The sequence below is a fragment of the Synechococcus sp. 63AY4M2 genome (assembly GCF_002760475.1).
Classification (GTDB): Bacteria; Cyanobacteriota; Cyanobacteriia; order Thermostichales; family Thermostichaceae; genus Thermostichus.
In genome coordinates, this window is the sequence record NZ_AXUX01000001.1 from 2453224 (window position 1) to 2475223 (window position 22000).

A 22000-nucleotide genomic window follows, 5' to 3' on the forward strand; every position below is an offset into this window, starting at 1 on the left:
GTTATGATCAGCAGCACCATGGCCGCCAGAGTGGTGGATCCCTACGCCGAAGCCCTTGTTTCGCTGGCCTCTGCGCAGGGATTATTGGATACCTTTGAGGCCGACATCCGTTTCATTGCCGCGGTTGTGCAGGCCACGCCGGAGCTGGGCCAATTCCTCGCCAGTCCCCTGGTCAAGGCGGAAGCCAAGAAAAACCTGTTGCAGCAGGTGTTTGCCGACCAGATCCACCCGCTGCTGCTGAACGCGCTCAAGCTGTTGAGCGACCGTCGCCGTATTATGTTCCTCGGGGCCGTCTGCCAGCGGTTCTTGGAGCTGCAGCGGAAGCTCAAAAATATCGTCCTGGCCGAGGTGACCACAGCGGTACCTTTGACCGAGGCGCAACAGCAGTCGATCCGCGAGCGGGTGAGGGACTTCACACAAGCCAGCGGCGTGGAGCTCCAGACCAGCCAAGATCCCACGTTGCTGGGTGGAGTGATCATTAAGATTGGATCCCAGGTGATCGACCTTAGCCTGCGCGGCCAGTTGCGCCGGCTGGCGCTGCAGTTAGCCTAGATTGGCCGAGCGTTTTTCCTTAATTTTGGATCCCTTCCCATTCCCTCGAGAGGACTGCCATGCCTACAATTCGCCCAGACGAGATCAGCACCATCATCAAGCAACAGATCGAACAGTACAACCAGGAGATGCAGATCTCCAATGTCGGCACCGTCCTGCAGGTGGGGGACGGCATTGCCCGCATCTACGGCTTGGAGAAGGTGATGGCCAGCGAGCTACTGGAGTTCGAGGATGGCACGGTGGGCATTGCCCTCAACCTGGAGGAAGACAACGTCGGCGCGGTGCTGATCGGCTCCGGGCGCAACATCCAAGAAGGATCTATCGTCAAAGCCACGGGCAGGATTGCCAGCATCCCGGTGGGAGAAGCCCTGCTGGGCCGCGTGGTGGATCCCCTCTGCAATCCCATCGATGGCAAAGGGCCGATTCACTGCACCGAGACGCGCCTCATTGAGTCGCCGGCCCCTGGCATCGTCGATCGCCGCTCCGTCTACGAGCCCCTGCAGACTGGCATCACCGCCATCGATGCCCTGATCCCCATCGGGCGGGGCCAGCGGGAGCTGATCATCGGCGACCGCCAAACCGGCAAGACCACCCTTGCTGTCGACACCATCCTCAACCAAAAAGGACAGGATGTCATTTGCATCTATGTGGCCATCGGCCAGAAGCAGAGCAATATCGCCCAGGTGGTGAACATCCTGAGCGAGCGAGGGGCGATGGACTACAGCATTGTGGTGGCTGCCGGCGCCGACAGCCCGGCCCCGCTGCAGTGGCTGGCCCCCTATTGCGGCGCCACCATCGCCGAGTACTTCATGTACCAGGGCAAGCATACCCTGGTGGTCTACGACGATCTGTCCAAGCAGGCGGTGGCCTACCGGCAGATGTCGCTGCTGTTGCGGCGCCCACCTGGACGGGAAGCCTACCCAGGAGATGTGTTCTATCTGCACTCGCGCCTGCTGGAGCGGGCCGCCAAGCTGAACAGCCGGCTGGGCGAGGGATCCATGACGGCGCTGCCGATTGTGGAAACCCAGGCCAACGACGTGTCGGCCTATATTCCCACCAACGTTATCTCCATTACCGATGGGCAGATCTTCCTGGAGTCGGATCTGTTCAACGCCGGCATTCGCCCGGCCATCAACGTCGGCATCTCTGTCAGCCGCGTCGGCTCGGCAGCCCAGACCAAGGCGATGAAGAAAGTGGCCGGCTCGATCAAGGTGGAACTGGCGCAATATCGCGACCTGGAAGCCTTTGCCCAATTTGCCTCCGACCTGGACGAAGCTACACAGAAGCAACTGGCCCGCGGCCAACGGCTGCAGGAGATCCTCAAGCAGCCGCAGTACTCGCCCCTGTCTTTGGATCAGCAGGTGGCCATCATCTACGCCGGGACGCGGGGGTATTTGGACGACATTCCGGTGGAGAAAGTCTCCAGCTTTAAGCAGGGCCTGCTGTCCTACTTGGGCACCGCCCATCCCAAGTATGGCGAGATCGTTCTCTCCACCAAGCAGCTTACCGACGAGGCGGAAGAGATCTTGAAAACCGCCATCGCGGAGTTCAAGCAAAGCTTCCTGGCCAAGGCGGCCTAGTTGCCGGGGATCCCCATCCAGTGACCACAGCAGAGAGGATCGGTTATGGCAAACCTAAAGCGGATTCGCGACCGCATCAAGGCGGTGAAGAACACCCGCAAGATTACAGAGGCCATGCGCCTGGTGGCCGCGGCGCGGGTGCGACGGGCTCAGGAGCAGGTGATGGCCACCCGTCCCTTTGCCGATCGCCTGGCCCAGGTTTTCTACCGCCTGCAGACGCGGTTGCGGCTGGAGGATGTCGACCTGCCCCTGCTGAAGCAGCGGCCCATTGAGACCGTGGGCCTATTGGTGGTGGCCGGGGATCGGGGCCTGTGCGGCGCTTACAATGCCAACGTTATCAAGCGCACCGAGGAGCGGGTGCGCGAGCTGCAGGAGACGGGGCAGCAGGTGCGGCTTTACCTGGTGGGCCGCAAGGCGGTGCAGTATTTTCAGCGCCGCTCTGCCCCCATCGCCAAGACCTACGTGAATCTGTCCCAGATCCCCACTGCCGCTGAAGCTGCTCAAATTGGGGATGAGCTGCTCTCCGCTTTCCTCTCCGAGAAGGTGGATAAGGTGGAGCTCATCTACACTCGCTTTGTCTCGCTGATTAGCTCGCGGCCAGTGGTCCAGTCGCTGCTTCCTCTGGATCCCACGCGCCTGGCTGCCCGCGACGACGAGATTTTTAACCTTCTGGTGCGCGGGGGAGAGTTCACCGTCGAGCGCAGCAAGATCGTGGCTGCTGTTTCCGCTCCGCCGCCGGACATGATCTTCGAGCAGGATCCGGTGCAGATTTTGGACGCGCTGCTGCCGCTGTACTTGAATAACCAGTTGTTGCGGGCTTTGCAGGAAGCAGCGGCCAGCGAGTTGGCGGCCCGCATGACGGCCATGAGCAACGCCAGCGACAACGCCACCGAGCTTATCCGCACACTGGGCCTTGCCTACAACAAAGCTCGGCAGGCGGCCATCACTCAGGAGATCCTGGAGGTAGTTGCCGGGGCTGAGGCCCTGTAAACTTCCCTCCAGTGACCCACTCCTGCACTCAAGCTGACGCATAGAGGGCAGCCTTCTCTAGCCCAGAAAAGCCAAGCGCCTCGCGCCGCGACCCTCACCCCCAACCCCTCTCCCTCTAGGAGAGGGGAGTAGGGAGACGTTTCATTTCATTTGAGGAGCCTAGATTGCGTCGCTGGGCTATCTGGGCGTTGAGCAGGATCACCGGCAAAATCCCCACCAGGACAATCGCCAAGGCAGGAGCGCCGGCCTCGGCCAGCCGTTCGTCGGCAGCCATGCGGTAGGTGTGGACGGCCAAGGTATCGAAGTTGAAGGGGCGTAGCACCATCGTTGCCGGCAGCTCCTTCATTACATCCACAAACACCAGCAGCATCGCCGCCAGGATCCCGCCTCCCATCAGGGGCAGGTGCACCCGTAGCAAGGTGCCCAGGGATCCCTGCCCCAAGCTGCGGGCTGCTTCATCCAGGCTGGGAGGAATGCGCGCTAGCGTCGCCTCGACCGTGGCCAGGGCAACGGCCAAAAAGCGCACCAGGTAGCCAAACACCAACGCCACAATGGTGCCGCTGATCACCAAGCCGGGCGGCTGTTGCAGTACCACCTGCCGCAAGTCGCTCAGCAGTTGATCCAGCCGCCCTAGGGGAATCAGAACCCCCACCGCGATCACCACCCCGGGCAGCGCGTAGCCCAGAGAAGACAGCCGCACCGCCAGCCGCAGGCCCCGGACAGATCTCGCCTGCTCGAACCCTTGCAGCCGCAAACCGTACAGCACCACCACCGCCACCAAGACGGCAATCACCGCCGTGATCGTCGAGAGGAGAAAACTGTTCTGGGCGTAGCTCCAAAAGCGGCGGCCCAACTCTCCCTGGCGCAGAGTCATGTTGAGCAGGATCAGGGCCGGCACGACAAAGCCCAGCTCAATCGGGATCCCACAGGCCAGCCACGCCCCCACCGCCCGCATCCCCTGCAGACGGTAGCGGGTGAGGGACGGCTTGAACCCTTGGCGATAGTAGCGCGCCCGCCGGCGGGAAAATTGCTCCAGGGCCATCAGCAGCAGCACCAACAGCAGCAGCAGCGCCGAGAGCTGGGCGGCAGCCACCGGATTGCCCAAGGCCGTCCAGGTGCGGTAGATGCCGGTGGTAAAGGTATCGACCCCAAAGTAGCTGACCGTCCCAAAGTCGTTCAAGGTCTCCATCAAAGCCAGCAGACAGCCGGCCACGATCCCCGGCCGCGCCAGCGGCAAGGCCACTCGGAAAAAGCTGGCCCACGGCCCATAGCCCAAGGAGCGGCTCACCTCCAAACAGGCCACCGACTGTTCCTGGAAGGCCAGCCGCGCCGAGAGATACACATAGGGGTAAAGAGTGAGGACGAGCAGCAGGATCGCCCCCCACAAGGAGCGAATGTTAGGGAACCAGTAGTCGCCGATGCCCCAGCCGGTGACCCGCCGCAGCCAGATCTGGAAGCCGCCGGTTACTTGCAAAAAGTCCGTGTAGGCGTAGGCCAACACATAAGTAGGAGCTGCCAGGGGCAACACCAGCATCCACTCCAGCCAGGCCCGCCCCCAAAACTCGCACATCGTCACCAGCCAGGCGGTGCCGCTGCCGACCAGGATAACGCCCACTGCCACACCCACCATCATCACCAGGGTATTGCGCACATATAGCCCCAAGACCGTGTCGGCCAGGTGCTGCCAAACCTGCCGCTCATCGGCAAAGAGGCTGAGCAGCACCGTCAGGACGGGAAGGAGGATGAGGCCGCTGAGGGTTAAAGTCAGGAGTGCCCATCCGCTGAGAGGGGGGAAGCCAACTTTTTGCAGAGATTTGCTCAACAACTTTAGCCCAGTTCCTGTGTGCATCTCAATTTTTCAGGGACACCTGCTCCGGCAAGCTCTGAGAAAAAAGGGAAATCCGTAGGGAATTTCCCCCTTTTGACAGCTAGGTTCTCTTTCAAAACAAACCCTTTGGCAACTTAACAAAATAGACAATGTTCTCGTCTAGCTTGTTGTCTAGGTAGGGCATCTTTTTCTCCTGAACCACGCCTTTTTCCGAGACAATGCCGAAGTCGTCATCGTTCACTATCGCCAGAGTATTTGCGTCGAGAATGACCAATCCCTCTGGCTTATCGTGGAGATAATTGGGGATCGACGTGATGTCAAAGACTTCTTCTTTGGCAACAGGCTTGATCCCTGCTGCGGCCTTTTCCTCTTGGGTCAACTGCTCCAGCGTTTTGCCGTCGACCAACCGGCCGTTTGGGCCAGGATCAAAGACATCGGTAGCGCCAGAGATGTCAATTTTGTAGATTTTCTTGGTTACGTCTTTGTCGGCTCCCGGAGTTTTGCCGTCCCGCTCGAGGACTAGGAAAGTCGTGTCTGTGATGGCGGCAATTTCGCTAACGGCCGTGCCTGTTCCCTCCAGAGGGTAGAGGTATTCCCTAAACTTGCCCGTGGTCAGGTCATAGAAGAGTATTCTGCAAACGGTCGCAGTCTTTTGAACGTCTTTGTTTGGGTTCAAAAGCGGCGACTGCATGATGCCAACCAGATAGTTCTGATTGGGCGTCAGCGTCAGCCCCTCCATGCCGCGATTGGGGCGCCGATGTTTGTAGACTTCTGGCAGCTTTTTGCCACCGACTCCGCTCCCAAAAGGATTTAGCCACTCGATGGCCTTGCCGTTGGCGTCGAAGTGGATCAAGTGAGGTCCATATTCGTCGGCAACCCAAAAACTGCCATCTTTGGCCACCGCAATGCCTTCTGGATCGATGCCCTTGAGATCCGGCGCTATCTGTTTGCCACTGAGATCGTAAGCTTTTTCTCCTGTTCCCCCCAAATCAGATGGATTGGGGATCCCCGTGAGATTTTTGCCGGTTTCGTCTTGCAGCAGGATGACTTTGTCTAACTTGAAGCCCTCGCCCTCCAGGGATAATCTGGCAACTTGAGGGGTAAAGTCGGGCTTAGGAAAGATCTTGTCGTTGGATTCAGCTCCGTCGATATTGGGGCCGCGATCGGTGAGAGCATAGAAGTACTGGCCATCAAAGGCAAGGCCAGAGCCAAACCCGCCATTATAGATTTTGACGCCGTTTTCCGTGGTTAAAAGCAGATCCCGCTTGGGAACGGGAGCCTTTTCGGGGAGGCTTTCAATGGCCTCTGCCGGGCTACTGCTGTAGGAAGAAGTTAAAAAAGGGAGGAGCAAAAACAAGACTGCAGTGCGCAGTTGCTTCATTGGCTGAGCCTCCAGAAACCTTGAAAAAGTATAGACAAAAGGCCCGAGCGGCCTCGAACGGAGGCAACGCCGTCCTAGAGTATCAACGTTTGGCCAAAAACTGTCAAGCTGCTTAACGTTTGCGGCTCTACCAACGGGAGGCTGCGCTCAGGGCCTGTCCTGGAGGCATGATCTACTTCCAACCGGCCCGATCCATAACCATCAGGGCATCGGGGGTCACGCGACCGATGCTGGCGGCGTTGATCGTGTCTCCCTTGAAGGTGCCAAAGCTGGCCACCACCGAGTCGATCTCAGCCCCCGGCAGCACCGGGTACTCGTTGTTGCTTTGGGCAAAGATAGCCTGCGCTTCTGGGCCGGAGAGGAACTCCAGAAACTGGATGGCCGCCTCTTTGTTGGGAGCAGTTTTCAAAATTCCGGCGCCGCTGATGTTGACGTGCGTGCCGCGATCTTCTTGGTTGGGGAAGAAGACGCCCACCTTTTCCGCTACGGCCCGATCTTCAGGATTGTCGGATTTGATCAAGCGCGCCAGGTAGTAGGTGTTGGCTAAGGCTACATCCCCCACGCCAGCAGCTACGGCTTTGATCTGATCGATGTCTCCCCCTTCCGGCGGGCGGGCAAAGTTGGCCACTAGGCCGCGGGCCCACTTTTCGGTTTCCGGGATCCCGTGGGCCAAGATGATCGAGGCCGTCAGAGATTGGCTGTACACATTGCTGGAGGAGCGGGTGAGCACCTTGCCCCGCCATTTGGGGTTTGCCAAGTCCTCATAGGTGGACAACTCCTTGGGATCCACCTTGTCTTTGTTGTACATGATCACCCGCGCCCGCTTGGTGAGGCCAAACCAGTACCCCTCTGGATCCCGCAGAAACTCGGGAATATTTTTGGAGAGCGTCTCCGACTGGATGGGTTGAAACAAGCCCTCGTTCTGAGCGCGCCACAACCGGGCAACATCCACCGTCATGAAGATGTCGGCGGGGCTGTTGGAGCCCTCGCTGCGGATGCGCTGGACGATCTCATCGGCGTTGCCCTGCACCCAGTTCACCGTAATGCCCGTTTTCTGCTTGAAGAGGTCGTACAATTTTTCGTCTGTGCCGTAGTGCCGAGAGGTGTAGAGGTTCACCTCCCGGTTGGCGCCGCGGGCCGGACGCCCCAACGAGCCTGCCGCCAAGGCTACAGAGCCCAGAGCGGCCCAGCTGACAAATTGCCGTCGCGATAAGCGCATACCCAACTCCTAAACTCAAAAACATTTCAAGAAAGGCTGCTGCATTGACCCAGTCAGCAATGCCTTTACCCGAGAAAGCACTTGAAAGTCCCTCCCCTGAAAGCAGGGGAGTTTTCCCAAATGCCGGCCTTTTGATCTTTGTCTAGGCCAAGCTTATTGAGATTTTTATTCAAGAACTTTGCTCTGGGGCAATGATAGAGGATCCTAAGTACCGAGTCAAGCTGTTGGGAGTTGTTCTCATCTTTGAACCGTTTGGCCTCAGATCCGCCAACTCTCGCTGGAAACAAGAGCCAAGGTCGCTCCTCATGCGGCTGGCCGGGCAAGGGGATCCCTTACTGGAATAGAATATTTTGGGTAGGTCGGGGTTTTAGAGCTGCCTTGGGTATAAAGGGAGCAGGGTGGATGGTGGAGTATGGTGGGCTCCCCTTCTCAAGGGCCGGATGAGCAACTGCAAGACAATGGCCGGGATCCAGGTGCTTTCCTCCTAGTCTGTGGCTACAACGACTTGGCAGCGTTGACGCTGCAGATTCTGGAAGACTTTGGACAGCGCGCGGTGGTGGTGGCTCCTGGCCCGCGGCCTTCTTTGTTAAAGGAACCGTGGCAATACGTAGAGGGGGATCCCCATCAGCCGGAGGTGCTGCGCCGGGCTGGGATCGAGCGGATCAAGGTGGCGCTGCTGCTGGAGGACAACGACCAGGCCAACTTCGAGCTGGCCCTCTTGATTCGAGATCTCAACCCGCAGGCGCGCATTGTCTCTCGTCTGTTTAACACCGGCCTTGCCCGCTACCTGGACTCGATTTTGCCGCAGCATTTTTCCCTATCGGTTGCCGGCTTAGCGGCTCCGGCCTTTGCCCTCAAGGCTGTCTCGGACGAATTTGTCGGCTACTTCGAGCTGCCCCAGTTGGAGGCTCAGCCGGCCACGCTGCCGCCGGAGCTGGCCGATCCGCTTTATTTGGGCGCCCCCCAAGAGACCACCCTCTGGAACGTGGTGGAGCTGACCATCGGCTACAACTCCCGTCTGCTGCACATGCCCCTCGCGGAACTGGAGGAAACCTTTGGGGCGCGGGTGCTGTTCCACTACCCGGTGGACGGGCTGTCCGACTTTTCCGAGTCTCGGGTTTTCGACGATTTCGACCACGAGGCAGAGCTGCTGGAGGGGGATCGCATTTTGGTGATCTGCGACCCCAGATCCTATCTGCAACTGTTGGAGCGCAACGGGCGGCGCGGCTCTTCGCGGGCCCAACGCTGGGCCAGCGGACAGGCGCAAGACAGGCGACAACAACGGCGAGGCAAGTCGTTCGGGCGGGGCCTCCTATCTTGGCTGCGCAGAAGCCTGCAGGGACTGCTGCAGGTCAAGCCCATCGTGCATACCCTCACCTTCACCTTGGGGGCGATGTTGGTGCTGGGGGTCATTAATTTCAGAATTATCGGCAAATCTGTGGTTGACGGGCTGCTGCTGACCATCGTGGTGTTGACAGGGGGGTATGGCGACATCGAGGCTTTTCAGCAGGCGGAGACGCCGCTGGGGGTGAAGGTGGTGGCGGTGGTCATGACCTTGGTGGGAGCTGCCCTGGTGGGGTTGATCTACGGGTTGGTGACCGACAAGTTGGTGAGCAGCCGCTTTGGCTTGGGCCGAGCCGCCCGTATGCCCAAAGCGGATCATGTGGTGATTGCCGGTTTGGGGCGGCTAAGCTACTTGGTGCTGCAGTTGTTGCGGCAGATGGGCTATGAGGTGGTGGTGGTGGAGCCCGACAGCGACAACCCTCTGGTGGAAGCGGCGGAACGGGAGGGGGCGGTGGTGATTCGGGGCAACTACGCTCTGGCCAGCACGCTGCAACAGGCTCGCATCCAAAGCAGCCGCTGCCTGATCTGCACGACGCCTGACGATCTCACCAACCTCGAGACCGCCCTGACCGCCCACAGCCTGCAACCGGGGATCCGCACCATCTTGCGGGTTACCGATCCCCAGGTGGCGGCGCGGATGCAGCGGCATCTGCAGACGCTGGGAACCAGCTACAGCACCACCGCCCTGGGGGCGCGCGCTTTTGCCACGGCAGCGCTGGTGGGATCCGTTTACGGCACCTTAACTTGGGAGGGGGAAACGCTGCTGGTGACGCTGCTGGAGGTCTCGCCTTCCAGCCCTTACCTGGGGCTGTCCCTGCGGCAACTGGCCCAGGATTACGACCTGGCAATTTTGCTGCATCACTCCCGACCGGGCCGGCCCTGTGTTTTCCCCAAGATCTGGCAGAAAGAGGGCGAGACGGTGTTGAAGCGGGGGGATCGCCTGTATGTGATGGGGACGGTGGGATCTCTGATTCGCCTGGCCCAGGGACGCCCTCTGCCGCCGGAGCTGTATCAAGTGCGCCTTTTGGAATGTCGCAACCCCTACTTTGAAGACGAGATCCTCTCCACCTTGGCGTTTTATGCGCGGCTGCCCAAGACGGCCCTGAAGCCGCTGTTGCGCTGTCTGCCGGCGGTGGTGAGCCCCCCTCTCCCCCGCGACAAGGCGATTAAGTTGGCCCGCCAACTGCGCAAAATGAGCACCGAGGTGCAGGTGTTTGCCCAGGTGCAGTCCGGCGAGCGGCGGATCCTTGAAGTCCTCTAGGGCTTTTCGGCCACAAGACGCACAAAGCGATTTTGCCCGTAGAGCTCCTGGGCCACGACTCTTAAACCAACCTTCTCCAACAGCCAGGCCAAGTCCTCGGCGCTGAAGCGGTTGTGCTCGTAGAAGTGGGTAAATTGATCCACCAAGGTATCTAGGGGGGTGTCCGGCTGAAACAGTTGGACCTCGGTGGCGGCATCGAAGTAGAGGCTGAGGGGGGCGCGCACCCAGTCCACTAGCAAAAATCGTCCCCCTGGCTTGAGTAGACGCCGCACCGCTTGCAACAGGCGCACCGGCTGCACCATCTCGTGGATCACCACCACCGCCTGGGCCGCGTCAACGCTGCTATCGGGCAGGGGCAAATGGGGATCGTGGAGGTCCGCTTGCAGCAGTTGGATGCCGGGGATGTCTTTGAGGTCGGCTTTAGCCCGCTCCAACATGTAGGGCATCAGATCTACGCCGATCAACTGTCCGCCGGGGTAGCGCTGGGCCCACTGCCGGAGGACATACCCCGGCCCCGTTCCCAGATCCAGCAGGCAGGGCGCAGCAGGCAAGCAAGGCTCAACGTGCTGCTGCCAAAACCGCCAAAAGGCCTCGTTGAAGCGCCCAGGAGCCGTGGCCAGCATGCGCTCGCAAAAGCTGGGGCCACGGTGGTGCTGGTAAAGAAGCTGAAAGGTATCGAGGCCGGTTTGGGGCATGGCTGAGCATTCTCAACGAATCCTGGGAACCAGGTCAGCAGCGCAGGAAGGGCATCGAAGCAAATCAAAAAGGAATGTCGGCCTAGCGAGCGGAAGAAGCGGTGGAGAAGTTGGCGATGCCCGTCTCTAGGTCGTCAAAACAGGTCAAGACCTTTTCCATGGAGGTGAGGCTGAGGACAAGGGAGACACTTTCGGGAACGCAACAGAGGCTGAGGTTGCCGCCGGCAGCCCGGCACTTGCGCAAGGCCGAGATCAGCACTCCCAGGCCGGAGCTATCCATAAAGGTAACCGCCGACATGTCGATCAACAGGTTGTGGTAGCCAAAATCCAAAACCTGCTGCAGCAACTGCCGGACTTCAGAAGCGGCTTTGGCGTCAAAGCGACCCTCTAAGGGCACGATTGCCAGCTTTTGCCCCTGGGGGGTTTCGGCAGTACGGATGCGCAGCTTAAAATCCATCGTTTCCAGTCAAGACCTCATGCCCCACCTTAGCACCATCGGTTGCTGCTATTACCCCCTCGGCAGGAAATCCCTCTTATGCAGAAAGAGAGGGTATCCCTCTTTGCCATGGCAATTTCCAACTGGTTGAGATTGTCTGCGGGGCCCAGCGTTGAGGCAGCTACCCTCACTTCCTCTTCAGACGGGGAGCAATCCCTCACCCCCTACCCCTCTCCCTTTGGGAGAGGGGAGCTAGCCGCTCCGCCTGCAGGCAGAGGGATCCAACCTTGGCTCCCCATCTCAGATCCTGGCCGGATCGAGCGCATAAGTCGGCTCGAGGGCGGGAAGGGACATACGCAGGCGAGGACGGTGCATGGCCAGCAACTGGGCCAGGCGCCTGCGCAGCTCGGTTCGCGGCACAATTGCGTCGATGAGCCCGTGGGCCAGCAGATATTCGGCCGTCTGGAAGCCCTCCGGCAGCTTGCCCTTGCCGATGGTTTGCTCAATAACATTGGGCCCGGCAAACCCCACCTGGGCGCCGGGTTCGGCCAGGATCAAATCCCCCAACATGGCAAAGCTGGCAGTCACCCCCCCATAGGTGGGATGGGTGAGCACAGAGATGAACAATTGCCCGGCCTCGCGGTGCCTTTGCAGAGCGGCTGCCGTTTTGGCCATTTGCATCAAGCTGAGGATCCCTTCCTGCATGCGGGCTCCCCCCGAGGCGGAGAAGATGACTAGGGGCAGGTGATCGCGGGTAGCTCGTTCGGTAAGACGGGTGATCTTCTCGCCCACCACCGAGCCCATGCTGCCGCCCATAAAGCGGAAGTCCATCACGCCCATCGCCACTGGGATCCCTTCCAAGCTGCCCAGCCCGGTCAAGACGGCATCTTTAAGTTGGGTGCGCTCCTGATAAGAGGCCAGTCGCTCGGCGTAGGGCTTTTGGTCGAAAAAGTGCAGCGGATCGGTGGGGGCCAGGTGCTCGTCAAGGGGCTGCCAGGAGCCGGGATCCAAAAGCTGCTGCAGCCGCTGCGGGGCCGTGATGCGATGGTGATAGCCGCAGCTCGGGCAAACCTGCCAGTTCTGCTGCAGATCCTTGGTGTAGGTGAGGGCGTCGCAAGCCGGACACTTCTGCCACAGGCCGTCGGCGATCTCCCGCACTTGCCGCTCTTTGTCGAAGGGGCTGCTGCCGGTCAAGTTAAGGGAAGTCTGCTTGCGCCGCTCGGCAAACCAATCCAGTAAAGACATAGCCGCTGAGGTACCCCCCTAGCTAGGGATGGCCAGAGCTGAATCTGTAAGCCCTGCCGGTGAGCTGCGAAACTCATCTTAACGTTCTCAAGCTATCAAAGAATCGCCAAGCTGGAAATAGAGACTTGCAATAGCCCATGACCGCAGAAACCCAGTGGCAGGTGTTGACCACAGGGGATGGATCCCTGACCTTTTTCTCCCAAGAGTTCGGGCAGGCTTTCCATAACACCAGCGGCGCTGCCCAGGAAGCGCTGGAGAAGTTTGTCCGCCCTTGCCGGCTGGATCGCCTGCCGTTGGAGCGGGATCCGGACGATCCCATTCGCCTCTTGGATATTTGCTTTGGCCTCGGCTACAACTCCGGCCTGGCCTTGGAGACGATTTGGCAGGTGCGGCCCGATTGCCCTGTGGAAGTCATTGGCCTGGAGCGATCCCCAGAGGTGCCCCGCCAGGCCTGGCAGGTGGGGGTGGGATCCACCTGGAGCTTTGGCCAGGAGTGGCAACACTTGATCGAGCAGGGATCCTGGCAATCGCCGCGCTGGCGGGGAACCCTGCTGTGGGGAGATGCCCGGCAAACCCTGCTCCAGGTGCCGCCGGGATGGGCGGATGCGGTGTTTTTGGATCCCTTCTCCCCTTCGGTTTGCCCGGAGCTGTGGACGGTGGACTTCTTGCGGGCAGTGGCCGAGCGAATGCGCCCCAGCGGGATCCTGGCCACCTATTCCTGTGCGGCGGCGGTGCGGGCGGCCTTGCTGGAGGCGGGGCTATTCATTGGCTCGACGCCGCCGGTGGGCCGCCCCTGGCCGGGCACGGTGGCCTCGCCCCAACCGCATCACCTGCCGCCCCTCTCGCCCATGGAGTGGGAGCACCTGCGAACCCGCGCCGCGGTGCCCTACCGGGATCCTACCTTGCAAGGGGATAGAGCCCAGATTCGGCTGCAACGCCAGCGAGAACAGCAAACTTCACCCCTTGAGCCCACTTCCGCCTGGAAACGCCGCTGGCCTGTGCAAGCCTAGCGACCGGAGTGCAGATCTGGGCAGCTTTTGCCGGAATTGCTGTCTGAGTGTATCCAAGACACCTGCACCAGTCCCGTACCCTTACGCAAGCTGCCGTGTCTTGACAAAGTTAAGCTAAAGTGAAGCCCTCTCTCCGGTGAGCTGCTATGTCTCCTTCGGCCTCTGCCGGTACACTGGTTGTCCTTTGTGCTGAACAGCACCGTGTTACCCTGCAGTTCTTGGCTCGCCTCTCTCGAGCTCCGGAGTTAGATCTGGAGCAGCGGCGTCTCTGTGTGCAAAGGTTGCGGCAGCGCCTCTCCCGCCACATTCAACTGGAGCGCCATGTCCTTTACCCGCTGCTCAGGACGGCTCTGGCGGCGGATCCCCACCGCAGCGCCCAAATTGACCGGCTGGAGCAGCAGTTGCGGGATCAGATCCCGGAGCTGACGCGCTTTTTGCACCAGGCGGAGCGCGACCCGCAGCAGTTGGATCCCACTTCTGCTCTTCACTTCTATCGGCAGTTGCGGGCCCAGTTCGAGCAGGAAGAGAAGCTCTTGCATCCCCTCTTTGCCCAGCATGTTTCCCCCGCTGCAGAGCAGCAGCAGTTGCGCCTGTTCCGCAAGCGCCTGCAGGCCAGCGCCTCCAGTTCTGCTGCCGGTCGTCGCCCCAGCTTGGAGGAATGGGAGCGGCAGGCAGTGACTCGCCCTGTCTTTCCCCACGAACGCCTTTGGCCTCCGCAAGGTAGCACGGCGTCGATGGCCACCCCTTAGCCAAGGACGGTCTTGTCTTTGGATTTTGCCTTGGGTAACTTTCTGCTGGTTTTGGCAAGCTGGCTTGTGGTACTTTTTCCCCAGCCGACCCCTTGCATCGATGCAACCTTGGGATCCCGAAACCTACATCGATCAGAGGGCCCAACTCCTGCATCCCGACCATCGAGCGGAGGTGATCGAAAACTTCGCCCGCTTCTTGCCCCTTGCTCAACAGCTGCTGGAGTTTCCGTTGCTGCCGACGGTTGAGAAGATGAGCCTCTAACCCAGCCCCTCTCCTTTGTCGGCCTGCCAACATCCCTGCCCTTTGGCGTACAACTGGTGGCTGCCCCCTACCAAGAGGCCAACCTGTTGCGGGCCGCCGCCCATCTGGAAGCGCTGGGGATCCCGGATGCGCGGCCTGCCTGAGCCAGGAGATGCTCCCTCTAGGCGCGTTTGAACCATATCTAGTGTTTTAATTTTGAATCCTTTGCTCCAGACGCTAAATTTATAATCTCCTCGATAGGGGTAAAAATGTGCCACTCTTGAGGGCCGCTTTTGCCCCTTTGTTTTTGCCAGAGAGTTTGAATCTTGTCGGGGCAGGACGTGAGCTGTTTGCCCAGAGAGAGGAAAATCTTAAAGTAAAATTAATCCCACGGTTGTTGTAGCGAATAACCTCTTTTCCGGCTTGGGTCGATAGAATGAGCGGCATAAAATGGACATGGCACCCCCACCTGGACTCTGCATTATGGATCACCCTACTTTTCTGGCCCAGCGCTACACGAAACTGTGCGAGGCTTATCTCTCGCTCAACGAAGCCTTCGCCAAATTAGATCACTCCCACAGCCGCCTGCAGAAGAGCTTCAGGAGGCTTCTGGTCACGGCCCGGAAAGCTTTGGATGAACTGCCTATCCTGCGGCAGGACGTCGAACAGTTACAACAGGGCGTCGAACAAAGGGATCGCTTGGTCCGTTCCCTGCGAGAAGAACTTCGGGAGAGAGAAGCTCGGCTGGGCGAGCTGATTGCCAACTATGACCAAGTCTGTCACGAGCTGGAGTCCACCAAAGCAGATCTGTTGAGCGGTCAGGCGTTGATTGAAAAACTGGAAGCAGAGAATGCCCAACTTTTGCAACAGTTGAGTCGCCTCACCAGTTTGGAGGAGGAATTGGCCAGCTTGACAGAACGGCTGAACCAAGCAGAGGCAGCCCGCCAAGCGTTGGAGGCCCGCAACCGTGAGCTGGAAGCAGCCCTGGGAGAGCGAGATCGGCAAGTGGATAGCCTGCAAGCGCGGCTGGCGCAATTGGAGCGAGAGAACGCCTCGCTGAAGGCGCAACTGTCGCAGGTGGCTGACCTGCTTACCGAGGACTCGATCAATCTCCTGCAAGAAACCGAGAATGCCGTCAAGGCCGATGAGGAGGTGCTGCCCCTGGTGCTGGCCTCGCTGCCAGAGACTGAGCGCCTTATGCAAGAGGCCGAGCAACTCCTCTCCTCTTGCTCAGAGCTGGTCCAAGTGAAACCACAAGCGGCTTGATCTGAGGGTTAGCCTTCCAGCCAGGGCTGACAACTGCACACCAGGTGACGATCCCCGTAGGCGTTGTCAATGCGGCTGACGCTGGGCCAGAACTTGCGCTCCTTGACCCACGGGAGGGGATAGGCGGCTAGGGAGCGAGGGTAGGGGCGATCCCAGTGGTCGGCGGCCACTACCTCGGCGGTGTGGGGGGCAAGTTTAAGGGGATTGCGCACGGGATCCATCTCGCCCCGCTCGATGGCAGCAATCTCCTGGCGAATGGCGATCATTGCCTCACAGAAGCGATCCAGCTCTTCTAGGGATTCGCTCTCGGTGGGCTCCACCATCATTGTCCCCGGCACCGGCCAGGAGATGGTGGGGGCGTGGAAGCCGTAGTCCATTAGCCGCTTGGCTACATCCTCCACCTCAATGCCGGCGCTTTTCTTGAGGGGGCGCAGGTCCAGGATGCACTCGTGGGCCACCCATCCCCCCGGCCCTTTGTAGAGCACCGGGTAGTAGGGATCCAGCCGCTTGGCGATGTAATTGGCATTGAGGAGGGCCACTTGGGTAGCTAGGGTAAGGCCGGCGGATCCCATGAGGCGGATGTAGGCCCAGGCAATGGGCAGGATGCTGGCACTGCCCCAGGGGGCGGCGCTGACCGGGCCGTTGCAGCCGGGCAAAAAGGGGTGGCCGGGCAAATGCGGCAGCAGATGACGGGCAACGGCAATGGGCCCCACCCCCGGCCCGCCGCCGCCGTGGGGGATGCAGAAGGTCTTGTGCAGGTTGAGGTGGCAGACATCGGCCCCCAGCTCCGCAGGACGGCAGAGGCCCACCTGGGCGTTGAGGTTGGCCCCATCCATGTACACCTGCCCCCCGGCCTCGTGGATCATCTGGCAAATCTCGCGGATCCCCTCCTCAAATACCCCATGAGTGGAGGGGTAAGTGATCATCAAAGCCGCCAGGCGTTCCCGGTGCTGCTCCACCTTGGCCCGCAGGTCTTCGAGGTCGATGTTGCCGGCCCTGTCGCAGGCCACGCTCACCACCTGCATCCCAGCCATGACAGCGCTGGCGGGGTTGGTGCCATGGGCAGAGGTGGGGATCAGGCACACCTGCCGCTGGCTTTCCCCTCGCGCCTGGTGGTAGCGGCGAATGGCCAGCAAGCCGGCGTATTCCCCCTGGGAGCCGGCGTTGGGCTGCAGGGAGACGCCGGCAAAGCCCGTGATCTCCGCCAGCATCTGCTCCAACTGGGCAAAGAGGGTTTGATAGCCGCGAGCTTGTTCCAGGGGCACAAAAGGATGGAGCTGGGCAAACTCCGGCCAGGTCATCGGCAGCATCTCGGCTGTGGCGTTCAGCTTCATGGTGCAGGAGCCCAAGGGGATCATGGAGTGGACAAGGGAGAGATCCCGGCTCTGCAGGCGGTGGATGTAGCGCAGCAGCTCCGTTTCCGAGTGGTGGCGGTTGAACACCGGATGGGTGAGGTAGGGAGTGGTGCGCAAGAGCTGGGGGGGCAGGCTTTGGTTGGCATCCAAACCCAGGCCCTCGACATCCCAGGCTGGCTCTTCAGAGCCGGCAAAGATCTGCCAGAGATCGCGCAGATCCTGAGCGGTGGTGGCCTCGTCCAAGCTAATCCCCAGGGTCATCTCGTCGATCCGGCGCAGGTTGATGCGCCGCTGGGCGGCCCGCTCTTGGATCTGCCCAACCTGGGCGGGGGACTCTGCCCTTACCCAAAACGTGTCGAAGAAATACTCTGGCCCCACCCTGTAGCCCAGCTGGCGAATCGCGGCCGCTAGGTGATGGGCCTGGCGGTGGATGCGTTCGGCGATTTGCCGCAGGCCTCGGGGGCCGTGATAGACGGCATACATGGAGGCCACCACGGCCAAGAGCACCTGGGCGGTGCAGATGTTGCTGGTGGCCTTGTCGCGGCGGATGTGCTGCTCCCGGGTTTGCAGAGCCAGGCGCAGGGCCGGCCTGCCCTGAGCATCCTGAGAGATCCCCACCAGGCGCCCCGGCAGCAGCCGTTTGTGGGCCTCGCGAGTGGCAAAGTAGGCGGCATGGGGGCCGCCGTAGCCCAGGGGCACCCCAAAGCGCTGGGTGGATCCCACCACGATGTCCGCCCCCCATTCTCCCGGCGGCTGCAGGAGAGTCAGGCTGAGCAAGTCGGCAGCTACGGCCACCACCATCCCCCTTTGGTGGGCCCGCTCCACCAGCTCGCGGTAATCCCGGATCTCTCCATAGGTGTTGGGATACTGCAAGAGCAATCCAAAGCCGTTCTCCAGCTCCAACTGCGAAGGATCGGCCACACGCACCTGGATCCCCAAGGGCTCTGCCCGCGTCTGCACGACGGCAATCGTCTGGGGATGGCAGCCGCGATCCACCCAAAAAACTGGGGATTGCTTGCCCGCTAAGGTGTAGGCCAGGCTCATCGCTTCGGCGGCGGCAGTGGCTTCGTCCAGCAGGGAGGCATTGGCGATCTCCATGCCTGTTAGATCGATCACCATCGTCTGGAAATTGAGCAGGGCCTCTAGCCGCCCCTGGGCGATCTCCGCCTGGTAGGGGGTGTACTGGGTGTACCAGCCGGGGTTCTCCAGAATGTTGCGCTGAATCACCGGCGGCGTCAGGCAGTTGGAATAGCCCATACCCAAAAAGGAGCGCCACACCTGGTTCTGGGCCGCCATCGCCCTCAGCTCCGCCAATACTTGTTGCTCGCTGCAGGGGGATCCCAGGCCCAGGGGTCGGCTGCTGCGGATGGCCGCCGGTACCGCCTTATCCACTAATTCCCGTAGAGAGCTCAGCCCTAAGGCGTGCAACATCTGACGGATTTGCTGGGCGTCCGGCCCGATGTGCCGCCAGAGGAAGAGTTCTCGCTGCTCTAGCAGCTCCAGCTCGGCATCGACGGCAGAGAGGGGTTGAGGCGTCTCCCGTCCAGAGGGGCTGAGGGGATGGAGGATGGTGGAGTCGGACATGGGGCAAAACAAAAGCGATGGAAAGTCGGTCAGCCGCCAAAAGGCTATTCCCCGATCATAGTTGTTAAAAATTGTTTCTGTCGGGATCCAAATTTGAATCTGGGTCTCGATTCGGGGGAGCGGGGATGAGACACTAAATGGTCGGAGAATGTTAGCGACCTATCCCCTGAGCGTTGTCATGACTGCTTTCAACTCTGTCTGGAGAGGTGGTGCTATGCGTCGGCTCCTGTCCGCCTTGGTGTCTATCCTGTTGCTGCTCTGTCTGTGCTTGGTCCCCTTGGGGATCCCGGCGGTGGCGGCGGAGCTGCCGCCGGTGAAACATCTTGACACTCCCATCGACGTGAACAACACCATCCTGCGCAACTACCGCCAGTTGCCCGGCTTCTATCCCACCCTGGCCCGCATCCTAGTAAAAAATGCTCCCTACAACAGCCTGGAGGACATGCTGCAGATCCCAGAATTGACGGAGCAACAGAAGGCCTTGATCAAGGCGAACGCGGAGAACTTCGTGTTTGGGGAGTACCAAGAGGGAGCCAACCAACTGGAAAACCGGATCAACCAGGGATACTACGGCTGATCCTGGCAGGGTCTGCAGGGGAGAAAGCTTTCTGCTTCTCTGCAGCTTTTATGAAGCCTGCGTCGACATACCCCCCATCCCTAAAGGGCGGGGATTCTTGTTCTTGGTTCCACGACAGCACTTACTAACTAGTGGCTAGTGGTTAGTAATTAGTGACGGGCCACTAACTTCTTCACCTACTTGTCACTACGCCAGATCTCCCCAAGCGTTCCCTAACCCCCCTCTGTCCCCTCGTACACGGGGGGATGAAAGGGGGGCCCAGTAGTTCCCCAATGGCCTTGGGAATTCCCCCGCTAGTTGTGAGACCCAAGGGGAGCTGCCCTCCTCAGTCTCTATCCCCCGTCGCCAGAGTACCCCGAAGGTTTTGATGGGCTTAAAATAGCCCATGGTGCTCATCGAGCCAAGTGGATGGAGCCAACTTCGAGAACATTTCCAACTGCTGTCTCGTCAGCCCAGGGAGATCCCCGCATCGCCGAGATCACGCAGCGGGGAGTGGCCGAGGTCTTCCCAGGGGGAGCGGCAGCCTTGGCGGAGCGCCTGGCCACCACCGATCGCCCCTTGCGGGTGAAGCTGGGCATCGATCCCACGCGGCCAGATCTGCACCTGGGCCATGCAGTGGTCTTGCGCAAGTTGCGCCAATTCCAGGATGCTGGCCATGTGGCCATCCTCCTCATCGGGGATTTTACAGCCCTGGTCGGGGATCCCACTGGCCAATCGGAGGCGCGTCCCCGTCTGACGCCGGCAGAAGTGGAGGAAAATGCCCGCACCTATCTGGAGCAGGCTGCCAAGATTTTGGACTTTGCCACCCCTGGCCGGCTGGAGGTGCGCCGCAACAGCGAGTGGCTGGCCCGCCTTACCTTGAGCGAGCTAATCGAGCTGCAGGCTCAGATGACGGTGGGGCAGATGTTGGCCAAGGAAGACTTTGCCCAGCGCTACCGCTCGGGGACGCCAATTTATCTCCACGAATTTCTCTACCCCCTCCTGCAGGGCTATGATTCGGTGGCCCTGGCAGCCGACGTGGAACTAGGGGGGACTGACCAGCGCTTTAACCTCCTGGTTGGCCGGGAGCTGCAACTGTGGAAGGGCCAAACCCCTCAATTTTGCCTGACGGTGCCCCTGTTGGAGGGCTTAGATGGCTACCAGAAAATGTCCAAGTCCAAAAACAACTACGTGGGCCTGACCGAGGATCCCCTCACCATGTACTCCAAGCTAGAGAAGGTGCCGGATCAGCTGGTGGAGCGCTACTTTGAGCTGCTCACCTCGGTGCCCCCCTCGGAGCTGCCGGCGGATCCCCGCCAGCGCCAGATCCTCTTGGCCAAGACCCTCGTGGCCCAATTTCACTCTTCTGAAGCCGCAGAAGAGGCGCAGCGCACCGCCCAAGCGCTGGTGTTACAAGGCAATCTCGTTGAAACGGGATCCATCCCCACTTTTGCCATCCAGTGCTTGTCTTACCCGGTAAAACTGAGCTACATCCTGCGCGAATCCGGCCTCTGCAAGAGCGCTGCCGAGGCCCGTCGGCAAATCCAAGGGGGCGCCGTGCGGCTGGACGGGCAAAAGGTGGAGGATCCCGACCTGGAGTTTGCCCAAGCCTCTGAGCTGGACGGGCGGGTTTTGCAGGTGGGCAAGAAGGCCTTCTGCCGCTTGGTGGTCGGCACAAACTAGTCAGCTTTGGTTTTCTCCCCTCACCCCCAACCCCTCTATGAGGGGAGCTCGATGGTTCCACAACTATTCAACAGGTGGGGATGGGCTTAAAGCCGAGCCCGGCTTTCTTCTGCTTGGTCTTGGCTGAGGGGTTAAACAGCGGCGAAGCTAACACGGGCTCTGGCCGGGGCCGGATCGATCTTGCCTCCGCCACAGCTTCGGCGAGCTTTTGCCGCACCAGCTCTTGGGTCTCCAAAATATTGGGATCCGCCGCCCATTCCGGGGCTTCTTTGACCGGATCGTCTTCGGAAGTGAATTCCAAATCGTAAACCTCGTTGCGGTAAGTGGGGCTGAAGCACTCCCAGGCGCGCAGGCTGTAGAAGTAGGGGAATAGCCGCACCATGCGCTCGATATCCAAGTGTTCGGCAAAGCGCCGAAAGGCTTCTTCTTCGGAAACCGGAAAAGGCGCATAATGCTCGGAAACAAACCACTGCAAAAACTTTCGCGCCTCCGGAACGATCTGCTCTGGGGCCATGGATCCCAGCGCTGCCGCGTTGAAGCAGTTGACCAAAAGGTGCTCCAGCAGCACAGCGTTGTACTCGGCAAAGCAGGTTTGCTCGCGGCTTTCTACCGGCTGCCAAGGCATCTTGCCGTTGGCGGCAATGAACAAGTGAACCAGGTCATGCGAGGGATTGGTTTGGATGGAGCCGTGCCCCTCCAGCTTGGCCCCGTCACAGCTAAAGATCTGGTACTGAGGGCTCCAGTAGAACTTCAGTTGCTTGGCCGCCATGTTTGACCGTCCTGATACATTTACGCTGAACACTGCTGAGCATTACTGCTCAGCGGTGAAGCGATAGCATTCTGTCCGTTTCCGTTGTCACTACGCGACGCTGACGCGACCGCGCTACTCGGACGGAGTCCAAACAGAAAGGCGGTATCCCGCAAAGCCCTGAGCATAACACCCAGAGCGCCTTGCCAATCTCGTGGTAGCCTATGGTTGCACTTTGGGCATCTAAACACCTTTGCGCCACCCAACTTGGTGTGGA

The 22000-nt window shown here is 60.3% G+C and carries 19 protein-coding genes and 1 pseudogene; 10 read left to right on the forward strand and 10 right to left on the reverse strand.

Going from position 1 to position 22000, the window contains the following annotated elements:
• Positions 1 to 3 precede the first annotated feature (3 nt).
• Genes atpH through SYN63AY4M2_RS10940 form a run of 3 tightly spaced genes read left to right on the forward strand, consistent with a single transcriptional unit; the run spans position 4 to position 3122 of the window.
• Positions 4 to 552 carry an ATP synthase F1 subunit delta gene (gene atpH, locus SYN63AY4M2_RS10930; RefSeq protein WP_011430928.1) on the forward strand — a complete coding sequence of 183 codons (549 nt, stop codon included), beginning with the start codon at positions 4 to 6 and terminating at the stop codon, positions 550 to 552.
• Between the two features lie 59 nt (positions 553 to 611).
• Positions 612 to 2132: a F0F1 ATP synthase subunit alpha gene (atpA, locus tag SYN63AY4M2_RS10935; RefSeq protein ID WP_011430927.1), complete on the forward strand. Its 1521-nt coding sequence runs from the start codon at positions 612 to 614 to the stop codon at positions 2130 to 2132.
• 45 nt (positions 2133 to 2177) lie between these two features.
• Positions 2178 to 3122 carry a F0F1 ATP synthase subunit gamma gene (locus SYN63AY4M2_RS10940; RefSeq protein WP_011430926.1) on the forward strand — a complete coding sequence of 315 codons (945 nt, stop codon included), beginning with the start codon at positions 2178 to 2180 and terminating at the stop codon, positions 3120 to 3122.
• 115 nt (positions 3123 to 3237) lie between these two features.
• On the opposite strand, the gene SYN63AY4M2_RS10945 is transcribed toward SYN63AY4M2_RS10940, so the two are convergent.
• From SYN63AY4M2_RS10945 to SYN63AY4M2_RS10955, 3 genes are all read right to left on the reverse strand, one after another.
• On the reverse strand, positions 3238 to 4947 hold the full coding sequence (locus tag SYN63AY4M2_RS10945) for an iron ABC transporter permease (protein WP_240530375.1): 1710 nt from the start codon (positions 4945 to 4947) through the stop codon (positions 3238 to 3240).
• Between the two features lie 115 nt (positions 4948 to 5062).
• Positions 5063 to 6331, reverse strand: coding sequence for an esterase-like activity of phytase family protein (locus SYN63AY4M2_RS10950; RefSeq protein ID WP_099812978.1), 1269 nt, complete (start codon positions 6329 to 6331; stop codon positions 5063 to 5065).
• Positions 6332 to 6503: 172 nt separating this feature from the next.
• The gene (locus SYN63AY4M2_RS10955) at positions 6504 to 7550 is read right to left on the reverse strand and encodes a Fe(3+) ABC transporter substrate-binding protein (protein ID WP_099887376.1); all 1047 of its coding nucleotides are present in this window, start codon (positions 7548 to 7550) and stop codon (positions 6504 to 6506) included.
• Between the two features lie 412 nt (positions 7551 to 7962).
• Between SYN63AY4M2_RS10955 and SYN63AY4M2_RS10965 the strand changes: the two genes are divergently transcribed.
• Positions 7963 to 10155, forward strand: coding sequence for an NAD-binding protein (locus SYN63AY4M2_RS10965; RefSeq protein ID WP_011430921.1), 2193 nt, complete (start codon positions 7963 to 7965; stop codon positions 10153 to 10155).
• Here SYN63AY4M2_RS10965 and SYN63AY4M2_RS10970 read toward each other — a convergent pair.
• The 3 genes from SYN63AY4M2_RS10970 to accD all read right to left on the reverse strand — a co-directional run bounded on the left by SYN63AY4M2_RS10970 (position 10152) and on the right by accD (position 12531).
• On the reverse strand, positions 10152 to 10850 hold the full coding sequence (locus tag SYN63AY4M2_RS10970) for a class I SAM-dependent methyltransferase (RefSeq protein WP_011430920.1): 699 nt from the start codon (positions 10848 to 10850) through the stop codon (positions 10152 to 10154). The two genes, SYN63AY4M2_RS10965 and SYN63AY4M2_RS10970, sit on opposite strands and share 4 nt — an antisense overlap.
• Positions 10851 to 10932: 82 nt before the next feature.
• Positions 10933 to 11307: an STAS domain-containing protein gene (locus SYN63AY4M2_RS10975; protein ID WP_011430919.1), complete on the reverse strand. Its 375-nt coding sequence runs from the start codon at positions 11305 to 11307 to the stop codon at positions 10933 to 10935.
• 279 nt (positions 11308 to 11586) lie between these two features.
• Entirely contained in the window at positions 11587 to 12531 is a 945-nt protein-coding gene (accD, locus tag SYN63AY4M2_RS10980; RefSeq protein ID WP_011430918.1) for an acetyl-CoA carboxylase, carboxyltransferase subunit beta, read from the reverse strand.
• A 137-nt stretch (positions 12532 to 12668) separates the two neighbouring features.
• Here accD and SYN63AY4M2_RS10985 point away from each other — a divergent pair, with 137 nt between their 5' ends.
• From SYN63AY4M2_RS10985 to SYN63AY4M2_RS10995, 3 genes are all read left to right on the forward strand, one after another.
• Positions 12669 to 13541: an MnmC family methyltransferase gene (locus tag SYN63AY4M2_RS10985; protein WP_041438476.1), complete on the forward strand. Its 873-nt coding sequence runs from the start codon at positions 12669 to 12671 to the stop codon at positions 13539 to 13541.
• A gap of 146 nt (positions 13542 to 13687) precedes the next feature.
• Positions 13688 to 14290, forward strand: a complete 603-nt coding sequence (locus SYN63AY4M2_RS10990) for a hemerythrin domain-containing protein (protein ID WP_099883738.1) — start codon at positions 13688 to 13690, stop codon at positions 14288 to 14290.
• A gap of 100 nt (positions 14291 to 14390) precedes the next feature.
• Positions 14391 to 14552: a DUF4089 domain-containing protein gene (locus SYN63AY4M2_RS10995; protein WP_099883740.1), complete on the forward strand. Its 162-nt coding sequence runs from the start codon at positions 14391 to 14393 to the stop codon at positions 14550 to 14552.
• Here SYN63AY4M2_RS10995 and SYN63AY4M2_RS13835 read toward each other — a convergent pair.
• The gene (locus tag SYN63AY4M2_RS13835; RefSeq protein WP_168174230.1) at positions 14549 to 14731 is read right to left on the reverse strand and encodes a hypothetical protein; all 183 of its coding nucleotides are present in this window, start codon (positions 14729 to 14731) and stop codon (positions 14549 to 14551) included. The two genes, SYN63AY4M2_RS10995 and SYN63AY4M2_RS13835, sit on opposite strands and share 4 nt — an antisense overlap.
• 283 nt (positions 14732 to 15014) lie before the next feature.
• On the opposite strand from SYN63AY4M2_RS13835, the gene SYN63AY4M2_RS11005 reads away from it, so the two are divergent.
• Complete coding sequence (locus SYN63AY4M2_RS11005; protein ID WP_240527933.1) at positions 15015 to 15797, forward strand: hypothetical protein; 783 nt, start codon at positions 15015 to 15017, stop codon at positions 15795 to 15797.
• Positions 15798 to 15805: 8 nt separating this feature from the next.
• Here SYN63AY4M2_RS11005 and gcvP read toward each other — a convergent pair whose 3' ends face one another.
• Positions 15806 to 18736: an aminomethyl-transferring glycine dehydrogenase gene (gcvP, locus tag SYN63AY4M2_RS11010; RefSeq protein WP_099883741.1), complete on the reverse strand. Its 2931-nt coding sequence runs from the start codon at positions 18734 to 18736 to the stop codon at positions 15806 to 15808.
• Positions 18737 to 18950: 214 nt separating this feature from the next.
• Between gcvP and psbU the strand changes: the two genes are divergently transcribed.
• Both psbU and tyrS read left to right on the forward strand, forming a co-directional pair.
• The gene (psbU, locus tag SYN63AY4M2_RS11015; protein WP_041438474.1) at positions 18951 to 19313 is read left to right on the forward strand and encodes a photosystem II complex extrinsic protein PsbU; all 363 of its coding nucleotides are present in this window, start codon (positions 18951 to 18953) and stop codon (positions 19311 to 19313) included.
• A gap of 408 nt (positions 19314 to 19721) precedes the next feature.
• On the forward strand, positions 19722 to 20975 hold the full coding sequence (gene tyrS / locus SYN63AY4M2_RS11020) for a tyrosine--tRNA ligase (RefSeq protein WP_099812990.1): 1254 nt from the start codon (positions 19722 to 19724) through the stop codon (positions 20973 to 20975).
• 67 nt (positions 20976 to 21042) lie between these two features.
• Here tyrS and SYN63AY4M2_RS11025 read toward each other — a convergent pair whose 3' ends face one another.
• On the reverse strand, positions 21043 to 21744 hold the full coding sequence (locus SYN63AY4M2_RS11025) for a hypothetical protein (RefSeq protein ID WP_011430909.1): 702 nt from the start codon (positions 21742 to 21744) through the stop codon (positions 21043 to 21045).
• A 20-nt stretch (positions 21745 to 21764) separates the two neighbouring features.
• Positions 21765 to 22000: pseudogene (locus SYN63AY4M2_RS14255) on the reverse strand (RNA-guided endonuclease TnpB family protein); the annotation flags it as partial.

Excerpts from the sequence above, each read along its gene's own strand:
- SYN63AY4M2_RS11025 (WP_011430909.1), bottom strand. The coding sequence starts at position 21,744 with ATGGCGGCCAAGCAACTGAAGTTCTACTGGAGCCCTCAGTACCAGATC.
- SYN63AY4M2_RS10965 (WP_011430921.1), top strand. The coding sequence starts at position 7,963 with ATGGTGGGCTCCCCTTCTCAAGGGCCGGATGAGCAACTGCAAGACAAT.
- SYN63AY4M2_RS10940 (WP_011430926.1), top strand. The coding sequence starts at position 2,178 with ATGGCAAACCTAAAGCGGATTCGCGACCGCATCAAGGCGGTGAAGAAC.
- SYN63AY4M2_RS10955 (WP_099887376.1), bottom strand. The coding sequence starts at position 7,550 with ATGCGCTTATCGCGACGGCAATTTGTCAGCTGGGCCGCTCTGGGCTCT.
- SYN63AY4M2_RS10995 (WP_099883740.1), top strand. The coding sequence starts at position 14,391 with ATGCAACCTTGGGATCCCGAAACCTACATCGATCAGAGGGCCCAACTC.
- SYN63AY4M2_RS11005 (WP_240527933.1), top strand. The coding sequence starts at position 15,015 with ATGGATCACCCTACTTTTCTGGCCCAGCGCTACACGAAACTGTGCGAG.
- atpH (WP_011430928.1), top strand. The coding sequence starts at position 4 with ATGATCAGCAGCACCATGGCCGCCAGAGTGGTGGATCCCTACGCCGAA.
- SYN63AY4M2_RS10990 (WP_099883738.1), top strand. The coding sequence starts at position 13,688 with ATGTCTCCTTCGGCCTCTGCCGGTACACTGGTTGTCCTTTGTGCTGAA.
- psbU (WP_041438474.1), top strand. The coding sequence starts at position 18,951 with ATGCGTCGGCTCCTGTCCGCCTTGGTGTCTATCCTGTTGCTGCTCTGT.
- tyrS (WP_099812990.1), top strand. The coding sequence starts at position 19,722 with ATGGAGCCAACTTCGAGAACATTTCCAACTGCTGTCTCGTCAGCCCAG.
- accD (WP_011430918.1), bottom strand. The coding sequence starts at position 12,531 with ATGTCTTTACTGGATTGGTTTGCCGAGCGGCGCAAGCAGACTTCCCTT.
- SYN63AY4M2_RS10950 (WP_099812978.1), bottom strand. The coding sequence starts at position 6,331 with ATGAAGCAACTGCGCACTGCAGTCTTGTTTTTGCTCCTCCCTTTTTTA.
- SYN63AY4M2_RS10985 (WP_041438476.1), top strand. The coding sequence starts at position 12,669 with ATGACCGCAGAAACCCAGTGGCAGGTGTTGACCACAGGGGATGGATCC.
- SYN63AY4M2_RS10975 (WP_011430919.1), bottom strand. The coding sequence starts at position 11,307 with ATGGATTTTAAGCTGCGCATCCGTACTGCCGAAACCCCCCAGGGGCAA.
- SYN63AY4M2_RS13835 (WP_168174230.1), bottom strand. The coding sequence starts at position 14,731 with ATGGTTCAAACGCGCCTAGAGGGAGCATCTCCTGGCTCAGGCAGGCCG.
- atpA (WP_011430927.1), top strand. The coding sequence starts at position 612 with ATGCCTACAATTCGCCCAGACGAGATCAGCACCATCATCAAGCAACAG.
- SYN63AY4M2_RS10970 (WP_011430920.1), bottom strand. The coding sequence starts at position 10,850 with ATGCCCCAAACCGGCCTCGATACCTTTCAGCTTCTTTACCAGCACCAC.
- gcvP (WP_099883741.1), bottom strand. The coding sequence starts at position 18,736 with ATGTCCGACTCCACCATCCTCCATCCCCTCAGCCCCTCTGGACGGGAG.